Annotated in this window: 9 protein-coding genes; 4 read left to right on the forward strand and 5 right to left on the reverse strand. The window is 74.2% G+C overall.

All coding sequences use genetic code 11. From position 1 onward, the window contains the following. The first annotated feature begins 253 nt into the window (after positions 1 to 253). On the forward strand, positions 254 to 1,402 hold the full coding sequence (locus ACESM1_RS18170) for a glycoside hydrolase family 99-like domain-containing protein (RefSeq protein ID WP_372622453.1): 1,149 nt from the start codon (positions 254 to 256) through the stop codon (positions 1,400 to 1,402). 12 nt (positions 1,403 to 1,414) lie between these two features. On the opposite strand, the gene ACESM1_RS18175 is transcribed toward ACESM1_RS18170, so the two are convergent. From ACESM1_RS18175 to ACESM1_RS18195, 5 genes are all read right to left on the reverse strand, one after another. Further along, the gene (locus tag ACESM1_RS18175) at positions 1,415 to 2,377 is read right to left on the reverse strand and encodes a peptidoglycan-binding protein (protein WP_372622455.1); all 963 of its coding nucleotides are present in this window, start codon (positions 2,375 to 2,377) and stop codon (positions 1,415 to 1,417) included. Continuing rightward, the gene (locus tag ACESM1_RS18180; protein ID WP_372622456.1) at positions 2,377 to 3,078 is read right to left on the reverse strand and encodes a hypothetical protein; all 702 of its coding nucleotides are present in this window, start codon (positions 3,076 to 3,078) and stop codon (positions 2,377 to 2,379) included. The genes ACESM1_RS18175 and ACESM1_RS18180 overlap by 1 nt, the downstream gene beginning before the upstream one ends. A gap of 4 nt (positions 3,079 to 3,082) precedes the next feature. Further along, positions 3,083 to 4,813, reverse strand: a complete 1,731-nt coding sequence (locus ACESM1_RS18185; protein WP_372622458.1) for a hypothetical protein — start codon at positions 4,811 to 4,813, stop codon at positions 3,083 to 3,085. Between the two features lie 149 nt (positions 4,814 to 4,962). Next, positions 4,963 to 5,310 carry a hypothetical protein gene (locus ACESM1_RS18190; protein ID WP_372622460.1) on the reverse strand — a complete coding sequence of 116 codons (348 nt, stop codon included), beginning with the start codon at positions 5,308 to 5,310 and terminating at the stop codon, positions 4,963 to 4,965. Between the two features lie 108 nt (positions 5,311 to 5,418). Then, positions 5,419 to 10,122: a filamentous hemagglutinin N-terminal domain-containing protein gene (locus ACESM1_RS18195; protein WP_372622462.1), complete on the reverse strand. Its 4,704-nt coding sequence runs from the start codon at positions 10,120 to 10,122 to the stop codon at positions 5,419 to 5,421. A gap of 145 nt (positions 10,123 to 10,267) precedes the next feature. On the opposite strand from ACESM1_RS18195, the gene ACESM1_RS18200 reads away from it, so the two are divergent. The 3 genes from ACESM1_RS18200 to ACESM1_RS18210 are packed head-to-tail and all read left to right on the forward strand — an operon-like array spanning position 10,268 to position 13,259. After that, the gene (locus ACESM1_RS18200) at positions 10,268 to 11,359 is read left to right on the forward strand and encodes an isocitrate/isopropylmalate dehydrogenase family protein (RefSeq protein ID WP_372622464.1); all 1,092 of its coding nucleotides are present in this window, start codon (positions 10,268 to 10,270) and stop codon (positions 11,357 to 11,359) included. A gap of 8 nt (positions 11,360 to 11,367) precedes the next feature. After that, entirely contained in the window at positions 11,368 to 12,039 is a 672-nt protein-coding gene (locus ACESM1_RS18205; RefSeq protein WP_372622466.1) for a nitroreductase, read from the forward strand. Continuing rightward, a complete protein-coding gene (locus tag ACESM1_RS18210) occupies positions 12,036 to 13,259 on the forward strand; it encodes an MFS transporter (protein ID WP_372622468.1) in 1,224 nt (407 codons plus the stop codon). The genes ACESM1_RS18205 and ACESM1_RS18210 overlap by 4 nt, the downstream gene beginning before the upstream one ends. Positions 13,260 to 13,353 lie beyond the last annotated feature (94 nt).

Consider the following 13,353-nt stretch of genomic DNA (forward strand, 5'->3'; position numbering starts at 1 on the left):
GCGAAGCGAGCGCGGGTGGGAGATTCTTGACGCCGGGCTTGCGAACCAACCTTCGAATCGCGAGCGGACGATTCAGTCCTTCCACTCTGCGGCAGCTTTGGTCTGACCGCTTCAAGTTGCGCGCGCCGTAGGAAGAAGGCCGGGTACTTGTTCTGGTCCTGCGCTGCACTTTGGCCTTCCGGACCTCACAACCGATTGCGCCATCGGGCGCTCTGCTGTTCATCCGCCTCGCCCGGGGTCCCGGAGGCCGCCGTTGAACGAGACCGCCCTGCCCGGCCCTGCAGATGAAGGACAGCCGTTCTGGGGCGAACTTGGCGATCTGAACGCGCGGCTGCTCGCATTCTACCTCCCCCAGTTCCATCCGATCCCCGAGAACGATGCCTGGTGGGGAGAGGGCTTCACGGAGTGGACCAATGTCGCAAAGGCCAAGCCGCTCTATCCCGGGCACCAGCAGCCGCGGGTGCCGGGGGAACTGGGCTATTACGACCTGCGCGATCCCGCCATCCGGGAGCGGCAGGCCGACCTGGCGCGAAGCGCGGGTATCGAGGGGTTCTGCTACTGGCACTATTGGTTCGGCCGAGGGCGTCGCCTGCTGGAGCGGCCCTTCCAGGACGTCGTGGAGAGCGGCAGGCCGGATTTTCCGTTCTGCCTGGCCTGGGCAAACGATTCCTGGACGGGGGTCTGGCACGGCGCCCCAGGCCAGATGCTGATGGAGCAGACCTACCCCGGCCGCGACGACGAAGCGGCGCATTTCGAGACTGTCCTGCCGGCGTTCCGGGACGAACGCCATGTCCGGGTGGAGGGCAGGCCGGTGTTCCTCGTCTACCGGCCGGCGGAGCTTCCGGATGCCGAGGCCTTCACCGCCCACTGGCGGCAACTCGCGACGAGCGCGGGGCTGGGCGGGCTGTACCTCATTGCGATGAGCTACGACATGGCGCATCCGTCGCTGCGGCAATTCGACGCGGTGACGAATTTCGGGCCGGCCGACTATCTCTTCAGTCTCCGGACCCAGCCCTTGCGGCGGCGCATCGCCCGACGGCTGTGGGGGGCCCTGGGTGGGCCGCTCAGGTTCGATTTCCACGATGTCGTGGAGCAGGCGTTCGGCACACTCCCCCGCGAGAAGCGCTTCCTGCCCGGTGTGCTGACGGGCTGGGACAACACACCCCGGGCAGGCAGGCGCGGCCATGTGTTCGAGGGCTTCTCGCCCGCACTCCTGCGGCGGTATCTGGGAAAGGCGACCGATCTGGTCGCCGCCTATCCGCCGCAACATCGGATCGTCTTCCTCAAGGCATGGAACGAGTGGGCGGAGGGCAACTACCTCGAGCCGGATGCGACGTTCGGCCGGACACTCCTCGATGCCGTGGCGGCCGAGGTGGCCCCACGTCGCGGCGCTGGCGCGTGAGGCGGGGGCCGGTCAGGACAGCAGCTCCACGAAGGTCTCGCCCGGATCCGCGATCGCCCCCGGCCCGGCCTTCGCCACCGCCTGCATCGCGCCGTTGAAGAAGCGGACGAAGCGGTCGGCATGCTTCGCGGTGCCGATCGGGTATTGCGCCATCTTCCAGCGGTTCGCCGCCGCGCCCTGGTAGCGCACCGAGCCGGCATTGTAGGCGCAGGCCACCAGCGGCGGGTCGAAGCGCGTGGAGCGGCCCTGGCGCGAGATATAGGCCATGCCGGCACGGATCGAGGTGCTGGGGTTCTCGAGGGCGGCCAGCGTCAGCGTCTCGTCGCCCAGCGCCTCCTGCGCGGTGGAGAGCAGCGTCTGCATCAGCCCCATCGAGACGCGGCGCGGCGTGCGCGACGGATCCTCCAGGTCGCAGCCCGGCTCCAGCCGCTTCGCGCGCGGATTGCCGGAGCTCTCGGTGCAGATCGTCGCCACCACCAGCTCCGCCGGGACCGGGAAGCGGACGGAGGCGGTGACGATGGCATCGGCGTATTCGGACAAAACCCGCTCCGCCATCGCCACCTCCGCTGCGCTCGGCGCCTCGATCTTGCCGGCGACCTCCAGCCCGTCCCGGGTCAGGCGCCAGGTGACGCTGTCGGGGTAGCGGCCATGCGGCTCCTGCAGGGCGGCGAGAGTCGCGCCGTCCAGCACGGCGGCGACGCCGCTGCGCAGCGGGGGTTGCGCCGCCCCGACCAGCGCGGCCCAGGTGACGGGCCCGAGCACGCCATCCTCCACCAGGCCGCGGCGGCGCTGGAAGGCCTTGATCGCGGCCCGGGTGGCGGCGCCGAACAGGCCATCGGGCTTGAGGCCGGCGCCGGCACGCTCGTTCAGCAGGCGCTGGGCGAGGAAGACCTCCTCGCCGCGCATCATCGGCTGGGTGAACCACCAGGTGCGGGTGAGCACGGGCGTGGCGGGATCGGCGGTCGCGGCGGACATCAGGTGCAGCCTTCCTGGGCGAGTTGCGCCGCGATCGCGGCGCGGCGCTGGTCGAGCCGGTCGCCGAGCGGCGGCAGGCCGGGCCCGCCGGGCGTGCCGGCGGCCTGCCGGCTCGCTTCCCGCAGCACGGCGCAGCGCGCCGGCGGCAGCACCTCCCCGGCCTGCACGCGGTTCAGCGCGACGCCGGCCTCGTAATGGTCGGCGTAGGGCGCGGCGGGCGTGCCGCGCAGCGGCGCGACCGCAGCGAGGATGGCCGCATTCTCCGCCACGCGCGCATCGCCGGTGGCGCGGTCGCGGCGGCGCTCATGCACATCGGCAAGGCGGATCGCCACCTCCTGCCGTTCCTGCGGGGTGGCGTCCCTGGGCAGCAGGGCGCGGGCGCGGGTGAAGGCCTCCACCGCGCAGGTGCGGCGCAGGGGGCGCGCGCCCTCCGCCGTCTCCGGCGCCTCGGCGAGGCGGGCGCAGGCGGCGCCGCGATAGAGCCAGAGCGTCACGCAGGCGCGGTCCACCTCCGAGCAGTCGAACATGCGGTCGGCCATGGCATCGGTGGCCGGGCCGGGCGGGGTGCGGCGCAGCTCGCCGGCCAGCTGCACCGCCTCCCGCGAGGGACCGCCGCCGCAGGCGGCGAGCAGCAGGGGCAGCAGCAGCAGCAGGGCGGGCGACCAGCGCCGCCTGCGGGTTTCGGACAAAATCCGGCGCATGGCGTCAGCCTCCCTCTTCCGGCGTGGTGGAGGCCTGCTCGGCGGCGCGGGCCTTGGCGGCGGCCTCGGCCTCGGCGCCGCGCAGGAAGTCGGTGGCGCCGAGGCGGGCGGAGACGGCTTCCAGCGTCGCCGGATCGGCCTTGCCCAGCGCCTCCACCAGATAGACCATCCGCTCCAGCTCCGCGGCGACGCGGCTGTCCTGGCGGGCGGCGCGCACCGCGCCGGCGAGCGCCATGGTGGAGACCTCCGCCCCCGCCACGGTGATGCGTTGCAGGTCCAGGCCCTGCAACGCCGCCACGCCGGTCATGGCGGCGCGAAGATCCTCGATCGCATCGGCCAGCACCTCCGGGTTGCCGGCGAATTGCGCGCGCAGCGCGGCACCGCCCTCCCCGCCGCCGCCGGCCAGCACCGCCTCCGCCACCTCCCGCGCCGGGGCGGGGACCTGGCCGGCCCGGGTGCCGACCGCTTCCCACACCGCGAGCGCGATGGCCGGTTCGGCGGTGCCGAGCCTTTCGGACAAAAGCGGCGCGCGGCGCAGCGCAGCGGTGGCGAGCCCGGCATCCACCGTCGTCGGCAGCAGCCCGAGATCGAGCGGCGTGTCGAGCATCGCCGCCTTCCAGCGGTCGAACTTCTCCTTCTCCTTCACCAGCTGCAGCCCGCCGACGACCACCGCGGCCACCAACCCGGCCGGCCCGGCCACCGCGCCGCCGCCGAGCATGCCGGTCAGCACATTGGCGATCGGCGTGCTCTGCGCCGCGACGCGGCCGACGGTCGCCATCGCATCCGACACCGCATTGCCGACCGGGCCGAGATCGCCGAGCTCGCGCAGCGCGCTGCCGGCCTCCTCGGCCAGCCTGCCGATGCTCTCGACGCTGGCACTGCCGCCGACCACCGGGCCGATGCGCGCCAGCAGCCCGTCCACGCGGGCGAGCGCCCGGTCCGCCCCGGCCACCGCGCCGGTGCCGACGCCGAGCGTGCCGGCCACCGCGATCAGCCCGCGCAGCGCCTGGAGTTTCGTCTGCGCGTCGCGCAGCGTGGCCAGCCGGGCCTGCTGCTCCGGCGTGGTCCCGGCGGTGCCGGCCACCACCACCGCCGTGCCCGCCGCGCTGCGCGCCGCGCTGCCGGCATCGGTGGCCGCGGCGGAGGCGTTGCTGGCCGCGGTGCCGGCATTCTGCGCCGCCGTGGTCGCGCGCTCCACCGCCTCCCGCGCGCCCTCCACGATCTGCCGCGACTGCTCGGCGTTGCGGGACGAGAAATAGAAGGTGATGACGGTGCCGAGGAAGCCGGCAACCGCCTCGCCCGATGTCAGGCCGAGCTCGTTCTGCAAGGCCAGCAGCAGGAAGCCGAAGGTGATGATGAAGATCGAGACCAGCGCGCGGACCGAGCCTTCCGGCGCGCCGAGCGGCAGGTCGAAGTAGCGGCCGGAGAAGCTGCTCGCCTCGCCCGGCTTCTGGCCGGTCGCCGCCGCCTGGGTCGCGAGGTGCCGGATCAGGAAATACGACCCGACCATGAAGGCGACCAGCACGCCGATCATCAGCAGCATCGCGAAGGTCCGGGCATTGCCGGTCGCCCCCCTGGCTTCCAGCAGAGCCAGCCGCTCCGCCAGCGCCGCCGCGTCGGGTGACAGCAGCGGCGGCGCCACCTGCGCCACCGCGCCGCGGGCGACCGCCATCCAGGCGAGAACGCTGAGGGCGCCCTGCGTCAGACCATGGACCCGCTCGCGCCATGCCTGCATGGGCCGCCCCTCCCTCGCTTGCCAGGCGAGGCTAGGAGGACGGAGCCGATCGACTCAAGGGTGAACCGATCGAACGTTCGCTTTTCGTTCGGGTTGTGGCGTCCGTGCATCGCACACGCTCTCGTGAGCGATGCGGCGGACGGCGCCCCTCAGGCGCGATCGAGCAGGGCGCGGATGCGCGCGGCGTCGCCGGGCGGTGCGGCGATGCGCAGCTCGACCTCGGTGCCATGCTCGGCAAGCGTGGCGGCGTCGCGATCGACCGGAACCTGCCGCACCAGCGTCTCGAGCATCAGCTTGGCGGCCTCGCCGTCCGGGAAGCGACGGGAGAGCATGACGGCGCCGGGCACCGCGGCGTGGTGCTCGCCGACCAACTCGGACATCGGCACCGCGCGGGTGCCGCGCTCGGCGGTGTTGGAGGGCGGGTCGCTGGCGGGGAAGCTGTCCGCGCTGGCAATGTCCTGCTCGTTGTTCGGTTTGCGCTGGCCGTTGGGCGGCATGGTGGCTCCCCCGGTGTTTGGTATCTGGTCGCACCAACGTGCCGCGCCGGCCCGGGTTCGGGCGGGGGACCAGACCAGGACCCGGCAATGCACGCCCCCGACCGCGGGCTATTCCTCCAGGCGGAGCGGCGCCGCCGGGGGCCAGGGGAGCCAGGCGACCGGCAGCCCGGCCTCGCCCACGGGCCCGCCGGCGGCATCCGGTGTCGCGAGGCCGGACAGGCCGACGCGGAAGGGCGGCGCGGGTGGCGCCTCGCCGCTGGGCGTGGGCGCCGGCCCTGGCCCGGGCGGCGGCGGGTCGGGCGGGGGTGGAGGCGGCGGCGGGGGTGGCGGGGGGGGGGGTGGCGGGGCGGGCGGGGGCGGGGGCGGCGGGGCGCGCGCGGGGGGCGGGGGCGGCGTCTGGCCGCAATTCGCGACGCCCATCGGGCAGTCGTTGAAGCGGTAGCCGGTGTCGCTGGCCGCGAGCGTCACCAGCGCCGCCGCCTCCGCCCCGCCGACACCGCCCAGCACGCCGGCCAGGAAGGCCGAGGCACCGCGCCCGAGCACGCCGAGCCGCCCGGCCTCCAGCGTGCCGACCGCGGGGCCGCCATCGAGCAGCAGGAACACCGGCGAGGCGCCAGCCTGGATGTCGAAGGCCGCGCCGCCGGCCGCGGCGCTGCTGGCCGGGCCGAAGGCCGCCAGCTGGGTCGGCTGCGACCCCGCCGGCAGGCCGGGCAGGTCCGGCTGCACCGCATCGGGCAGCGTGGCCAGGCCGCCGGTCCGGCGGGTGTCGAGGATCAGCACCGGCAGCCGGGTGGGATCGAGCGGCGCGAGCGTGGTTTGCGCGCCGGCGGCGATGCCGGCGGGCGCGGCCAGCAGCACCGCGCGCCCGGCCTCGAAGCTGGCGCCGTCCAGCGTCATCTGGCCGCCGGCGCGCAGCAGCACGGTCTCGCCCGCGACGGGGCCGGTGACGGTGAGCGCGCTGTCGCTGGCCAGCGCGAAGCCCGCGCCCGCGGTGCCGGCGGCGAGCCGGCCGAGCTGGTTGCCGGCGCCGTCCAGCGCCACGGCGCCGGCGGCATGCACCTGTAAGCCGCCGCCGAGGCGGAGCGCCGCGCCGCTCGGCGCCTGGGCGATATCGCCGGAGAGCGCCACCAGTACCGCGGCGCCGGAAGCCGAAACCGGCGCGGCCAGCCCGATGCGGTCGGCCGAGAGGCCGAGCGGGCCGCCGACCTCCAGCGCCCCGGTCACGTCGAGCTCGCCGCCGGCGGCCAGCCACAACTCGCCCGCACGGCCCGACAGCGCAGCCACGCGGTGGTCGGCGCCGTCGAGCATGACGGTGCCTGCGACATCGAGGCCCAGCACATCGGCCCGCAGCGCGCCCGCCGCCTGGTCGAGCCCGCCGCCGAGGTCGAGCAGCACCTCCGGCGCCGCGATCAGCCCGGCGAGGCGCAGCGCGCCGGTGCCGGCATGGCGCAGGCGCCAGGTGCCGGCGGCGCCGCCGCCCGCGGCGCCGAGCAGGTTCTCGCCCTCCAGCGCCACGCCGCCGAACACCGAGCGGGCGATCAGCACCGGCGCCTCGATGATGCCGGCGGGCTGGGTGATGCCGCCGAGCGCGGTCAGCGTGACGACATCGCCGCTGCGCACGACGCCTTCCAGCGCCAGCGCGCCGGAGGTGGTCAGCGCGAGCGCGCCGGCGGCCTCGGCGCCGAGCAGGCGCGGCAGGTCGTTGCCGGGATCGGTGAGCGTCACCGCGCCGGTGGCCGCGAGCCGCAGCGTGCCGGCGGCGAGCGCGGCGCCGGGGAGCTGGGTGAGGTCGCCGCCGAGATGCAGCTCGGCCGAGGGAACGCTGATCGGATCGGCGACATTGGCGAGTTGCAGCGCGGTGGTGGTGCGCAGCAGCAACCCGCCTGGCGCCACCACGCGGCCGAGGGCGCGCACCGCATTGGCCGCGGCGGCAAGCTCCACGCGGCCGCCCGATTCCACCGAGAGCAGCTCGGCGGCGATGCCGGGCCCGGCCGCATCCTGGGTGATGGCGCCGCCGGCCAGCAGCGCGACCTCGGCTGCGGCGATGTCGTCGGCGGCCAGCGCGCCGGAGGTCGCCACGCGGAACAGCGGCGCGGCGGTGCCGGAGACGGCGGCGATGGCGTTGCCGGCGGCGTCGAGCTGCACCGGGCCGGTCGCCTCGGCGCGCAGTGCCGCGGTGGCGATCGTGCCGCCCTCCTGCGCGATGCCGCCGGCCAGCGCGCGCAAGGTGACCGAGGGCGCGGCGACGGGTGCGGCAAGGCGGAGCGAACCTGCCTCCAGCAGCAGCGCGCCGCCGGCGGCAAGCGCGCCGGTTGCCGCCAGCGCGCCATCGCTCGCCAGCGCGAAGCCCGCGGCGGCACCGGAGGCGCCGAGTTCCGCGACGACGTTGCCGGCGCCGCCGAGCGCGACCTCCCCGGTCAGCGCGGTGGCGCGCAGCAGCCCGGCCTGCACGCTGCCCCCGGCCTGCGTCACGCTGCCGCCGGCGAGGAGCGAGACTTCCGGCGCTGACAGCGCGCCGGTGAGCGACAGGCCGCCGAAGGTGGCCAGCGCGAAGACGCCGTCCGCGCCCGAGGCGCCGAGCGCGGCGATTTCGTTCAGCGGGTCCTCGAGCCGCACGGAGCCGCCGATGGCGCGCGCCGAGAGCAGCGGCGTGATGACGAGCGCGTCGGTCTCCTGGAGCAGGTCGCCGCGGGCGGTGAGCGTGACGGCGGCGGCGCTGACCGGGCCTTCCAGCAGCAGCGTGCGGCCGGCATCGAGCGCGAAGGTGTCGCGCGCGGAACCAGAGAGGCGGGAGACCAGGTTGTTCGGCGCGTCCAGCCGGACCGAGCCGCCGGGCGTGGCGAGGTTCAGCCGCTCGGCATAGACGCGGGAGACGTCGGCATCCTGCGTCAGGTCGCCGGCATCGAGCGTCAGCGCGATGCTGGCGTCGAAGCCGTTGATGGTGCCGGCGATGTGCAGCGCCCCGGCATTGCGCAGCGTCAGGCCGGCGATGGCGGTGGTGTCGCCGAGGGCGGCGATGCGGTTGCCGGCGCCGTCGAGGCGGATCTCCGCGAAGGGCGATTCCAGGCGCAGCAGATCGGTGGCGATGCCGGCGCCGAAGCCGGCCTGGGTGATGCCGGTGGCGCCGAGCGCGACCAGCTCCACGCTGCCGGCCGCGAGCGGGGCGTAGAGCGAGAGGCCTTCGAGCGACGTCAGGCGGATCGCCTCGGCCTGCACGGGGGCATCCACCGCCATCGCGGTGACGGAGGCGATGTCGAAGCGGCCGGCAGCGAAGCCGCCATCGAGGCCGAGGATCAGGTTGTCGAAGGCCTCCAGCCGCACCGCGCCGGCGCGCGCCTCGGCGAAGAGGGTGGTGGCGTTGATGCCGGCGCCGAACTCGGCCTGGGTGATGTCGCCTGCGGTGCGCAGGCGCAGGTCGCCGAGGACGGAGAGCGGCGCCTCGATCGAGATGCCGTCGCCGGGCTCGGCGGTGGCGTTGGTGGTCTCGAGCGTCAGCGGGCCGGCATCGCGGTTCACTGCGGCAAGCACGCGGATGCGGCGCTCGGCCTGCAGGATCAGGTGGCCCTCGGTGGTGGCGACGGTGGAGGCCGCGATCTCCTCCGGCTCGGTGGCGCCGGAGGGGAAATCGACGATGTGCAGTTCCTCGGGGTCGATCAGCACCACGCCGTCGGCGCCGGCGCGCAGCGTTCCGTCCACCAGCAGGCCGCCGCGGGAGGAGACCTCGACCGCGCCGCCGCGCCCGCCTTCGGGGCCACCGCGGGCGGAGATCGCGCCGCGCATCTCGGTGCGGGCGTCGCTGTGCACGATGACGCGGCCGCCGGTGCCGCGCCGGGTCGCATCCGCGCGGAGCGTGGCGCCGCGCGCGACGGTGGTGCGGGCGGCGAGCTGCGTGGGCGCGCCGAGTCGGCTGGTGGCACCGGCGCCGACCGTGACCTGGCCGCCGCCATTGGCTGCCGAGGCGTCCAGCACCGCGCCGGCGGGCACGCGCACACCGCCGCCCGGCGCATTCGCCGTGATGGCGGCCGCCGTGATGCGGCCGCCGGCCTCCACCAGCGTCTCCAGCACGCCGGAGGCGGCGCGGGCGGTGAGCAGGACATGGCCGCCCTCGGCCTCGATGGTGCCGCTGTTGGTGGCGAGCGCGGCGGCGCCGGAGGGGGCGGCGGTCACCTGCCGCGTGACGTCGAGCGAGAGCAGCCCGTCGCCGGCGAGATCGAGCGCGAAGGCCTCGCCGCCCGCCACGGCGACGCGGCCGAGGCGGGCGCGGATGGTGCCGGAATTGGCGGCGACCGGGCCGACAAGGGCGGCAAGGCCCTGCTCGCGCACGGTGACGGTGCCGCGGTTCTCGACGCGGGCGCCGGGGCGCGGCGCGCCGTCGAAGGCCATGCGCCCGGCCATGAAGTTCTGGTTGGTGGTGTCGGAGGTGGTGGCGATCAGCCCCGCCACGTCCACCTGCGCGCCATTCTGGAACACGATGCCGGCGCGGTTGACGATCGCCACGCCGCCGTTCGAGGTCAGCCGCCCGGCAATGGCGGAGGGGTCCGGCCCGGTCACCCGCTGCAGCGACCAGGAGGCCGCGCCGGGCTGGCGGATATCCACCTGGTGGCCGGCGCCGATGTCGAAGCCGCGCCACTCGATCACCGCGCGGTCGGTCGCCTGGTTCACCTGGGTGCGGGTGGCGGTCTGGCTGATCGTCGCCTGTCCGGCGACGACCGATCCGCCCTGCGGGCGGGCATCCGGCGCCTGGGCCTGCGCGAGGGCCGGCGCCAGCAGCGCAGTGGTGGCGAGAAGAAGCGGACGGAGCGTGCGACCCATGGTGGCGAGTATGAACGAATCCTCTATCAACCGGAAGAGGAAATCCAATTTTTAAGACTGCCCGTTGCGCGTGCAATCGCTGACGAGTTGCCGCCCCCCTCCACCCATGCCTTCATGCGCGCCGAGGGCGCCATACGGAGCAACCATGGCAGTGACGGGCAATGCGGTCCGGGTGGCGGTGTTGCCCGGCGACGGCATCGGCGTGGAGGTGACCGAGGCCGCGCTCGGCGTGCTCGGGAAGCTCACCCGCCGCCATGGGCTGGGCCTGGCCACCGAGACGCTGCCGGCCGGCGCCTTCTGCTATCAGGCGACGGGCACGGCGATGAGCGAGGAGACCTTCCGCCGCGCCGAAGCCGCCGACGCCATCCTGCTCGGCGCCATGGGCTGGCCCGGCATCCGCTACCCCGACGGGACCGAGATCGCGCCGCAGCTCGATTTGCGCTTCCGGCTCGGGCTGTACGCGGGGGTGCGGCCGATCCGCGCGATACCGGGCGTGCCGCTCGCCCTCGCCCATCCCCGTGCGCAGGAGATCGACCTGGTGATCCTGCGCGAGAGCACCGAGGGCCTGTTCTGGTCGCGCGGCCGCGGCGAGGTGATCGAGGATCGCGAGGCGCGCGACACCATGGTGATCACGCGCGCCACCACCGAACGTCTCTCCCGCTTCGCCTTCCGGCTCGCCGAACGACGCGCCCAGCGGCGCGGCAGGCCGGGGAAGGTGACGCTGGTGGACAAGGCCAACGTCTTCACCTCCATGGCCTTCATGCGGAAGGTCTTTTCCGAGGTTGCGCAGGGCTTCCCCGGCGTGGCGGCGGACGCGCACTACGTGGACGCGATGGCGCTCGACCTGGTGCGACGCCCCTGGGAGTTCGACGTGCTGCCGACCGAGAACATGTTCGGCGACATCCTCTCCGATCTCGGCGCCGGGCTGATCGGCGGCATGGGCTATGCGCCCTCGGCCGATATCGGCGACGACCACGCGGTGTTCCAGCCGAGCCACGGCACCGCGCCCGACATCGCCGGCAAGGGGCTGGCGAACCCGACGGCGACGATCCTCTCGGCGGCGCTGATGCTCGACTGGCTGGGCAGCCGCGGCGCCGGGCAGGCCTGGAGCGATGCGGCGGCGGAGCTGGACGCCGCGGTGGATGCCGCCTTCGCCGGCGGGCTCGTCAGCGCCGAATTCGGCGGCGCCGGCACGGCCGACGTAGCGCGCGCCATCGCCGACCGCATCCCGGGCTGAACCGCGCCATGCATGTGCTGGAGGCGATGGCCTCGCGCCGCTCCATCCGCGGCTTCCGCCCCGACCCGGTGCCGCGCGAGACGCTGGAGAAAATCCTCGCCGCCGCGTCCCGCGCGCCGTCCGGCTCCAACATCCAGCCCTGGCATGTGCGGGTGACCATGGGCGCGGAGAAGGCGCGGCTTTCCGCTGCGCTGCGCGCCGCGCATGCGGCCGGCGAGAAGGGCGCGCGCGAATACCACTACTACCCGCGCGCCTGGCGGGAGCCTTACCTGGCGCGGCGCCGCGCGACGGGCTGGGGGCTTTATGCGCTGCTCGGCATCGGCCGGGGCGACACGGCGCGGATGAGCGCGCAGCATGGGCGCAACTACGAGTTCTTCGGCGCGCCGGTCGGGCTGTTCTTCACCATGGACCGCGACATGGAGATCGGCTCCTGGCTCGATTGCGGCATGTTCCTGCAGAACGTGATGCTCGCGGCGCGCGGGCATGGCCTCGACACCTGCCCGCAGGCCGCCTTCTGCGACTACCACCACATCGTGCGGCGGGAGCTGTCGCTGCCGGAGGACCGCATCCTGGTCTGCGGCATGTCGCTCGGGCACGCGGATCCGGACGAGCCTGCCAACCGCTTGGTGACGGCGCGTGAGCCGCTCGAGGATTTCGTGACGTTCGGACCCGAGGCATGACCGGCGAACAGCTCATCGATTCGCGCACCGCCTGGATCCGCCTCGCCGCGGTGGTGGCGCTTGCGACCGTGGGCGGCGTGGGCATGTGGTCGGTGGTCGTGGTGCTGCCGCATGTCCAGGCGGAATTCGGCGCCACGCGCGCCGGCGCCTCGCTGCCCTACACGCTTACCATGCTCGGCTTCGGCGCGGGCGGGATCATGATGGGCAGGCTGGCCGACCGCTTCGGCGTGATGGTGCCGCTGCTGGGCGGCACCGTGATGCTCGCCGCCGGCTACGTCGCCGCGGCGATGGCGCCGAGCCTTGCCGTCTTCGCCCTGGTGCAGGGCGTGATGATCGGCTTCCTCGGCTCCTCCGCCGCCTTCGGGCCGCTGATGGCCGATGCCTCGCTGTGGTTCCGAAGGCGGCGCGGCATCGCGGTGGCGCTGGCGGCCTCGGGCAACTACCTGGCCGGCGCGGTCTGGCCGCCGATCCTCACCTGGCTGATCGCCGACCATGGGTGGCGCACCGCCCATGTGGTGATCGGCGTGATCTGCCTGGTGACGATGCTGCCGCTCTCGCTGCTGCTGCGCGCCCGCCCGCCAGGCTCCCGCGGCGGTGCGGCGATGCCGGCGGAAGGCGGCAGCGACCGGCCGCTCGGCCTGTCGCGCAACGGGCTGACGGCGGTGCTGGCCATCGCGGGCATCGGCTGCTGCGTGGCGATGGCGATGCCGCAGGTCCACATCGTCGCCTATTGCGGCGACCTCGGCTACGGCGTGGCGCGGGGGGCGGAGATGCTCTCGCTGATGCTGGCCTGCGGCATCGTCTCGCGCTTGGCGTCGGGCTTCATCGCCGATCGGATCGGCGGGCTTTCCACGGTGCTGCTCGGCTCGGTGCTGCAGATGTTCGCGCTGTCGCTGTTCCTGTTCTTCGACGGGCTGACCTCGCTCTACCTGCTCTCGGCGCTGTTCGGCCTGGTGCAGGGCGGCATCATCCCCTCCTACGCGGTGACGCTGCGCGAGCATTTCCCGGCGAAGGAGGTGGGCACGCGCGTCGGCATCGTGCTGTTCGCCACGCTGATCGGCATGGCGCTGGGCGGCTGGCTCTCCGGCCTGGTGTTCGACCTGACCGGCAGCTATCTCGCCGCCTTCCTCAACGGCATCGCGTGGAACGCGGCGAATGTGGCGATCATCGCGACGCTGCTGATCCGCGCGCGCGGCTACGGGCGGCCGGCGGTTGCCTAGGAGCCTGTCCTTGTAACGGGTGATGAGGCTCGACAGGTAGGGCGCGGGGTGATTCGCTCTTCGGCATGAGGAAGAGCTTCCGGCCGTGGAGGGT

It is taken from the genome of Falsiroseomonas sp., assembly GCF_041690465.1.
Lineage (GTDB): Bacteria > Pseudomonadota > Alphaproteobacteria > Acetobacterales > Acetobacteraceae > Falsiroseomonas.

Excerpts from the sequence above, each read along its gene's own strand:
- ACESM1_RS18175 (WP_372622455.1), bottom strand. The coding sequence starts at position 2,377 with ATGTCCGCCGCGACCGCCGATCCCGCCACGCCCGTGCTCACCCGCACC.
- ACESM1_RS18180 (WP_372622456.1), bottom strand. The coding sequence starts at position 3,078 with ATGCGCCGGATTTTGTCCGAAACCCGCAGGCGGCGCTGGTCGCCCGCC.
- ACESM1_RS18185 (WP_372622458.1), bottom strand. The coding sequence starts at position 4,813 with ATGCAGGCATGGCGCGAGCGGGTCCATGGTCTGACGCAGGGCGCCCTC.
- ACESM1_RS18190 (WP_372622460.1), bottom strand. The coding sequence starts at position 5,310 with ATGCCGCCCAACGGCCAGCGCAAACCGAACAACGAGCAGGACATTGCC.
- ACESM1_RS18195 (WP_372622462.1), bottom strand. The coding sequence starts at position 10,122 with ATGGGTCGCACGCTCCGTCCGCTTCTTCTCGCCACCACTGCGCTGCTG.
- ACESM1_RS18200 (WP_372622464.1), top strand. The coding sequence starts at position 10,268 with ATGGCAGTGACGGGCAATGCGGTCCGGGTGGCGGTGTTGCCCGGCGAC.
- ACESM1_RS18205 (WP_372622466.1), top strand. The coding sequence starts at position 11,368 with ATGCATGTGCTGGAGGCGATGGCCTCGCGCCGCTCCATCCGCGGCTTC.
- ACESM1_RS18210 (WP_372622468.1), top strand. The coding sequence starts at position 12,036 with ATGACCGGCGAACAGCTCATCGATTCGCGCACCGCCTGGATCCGCCTC.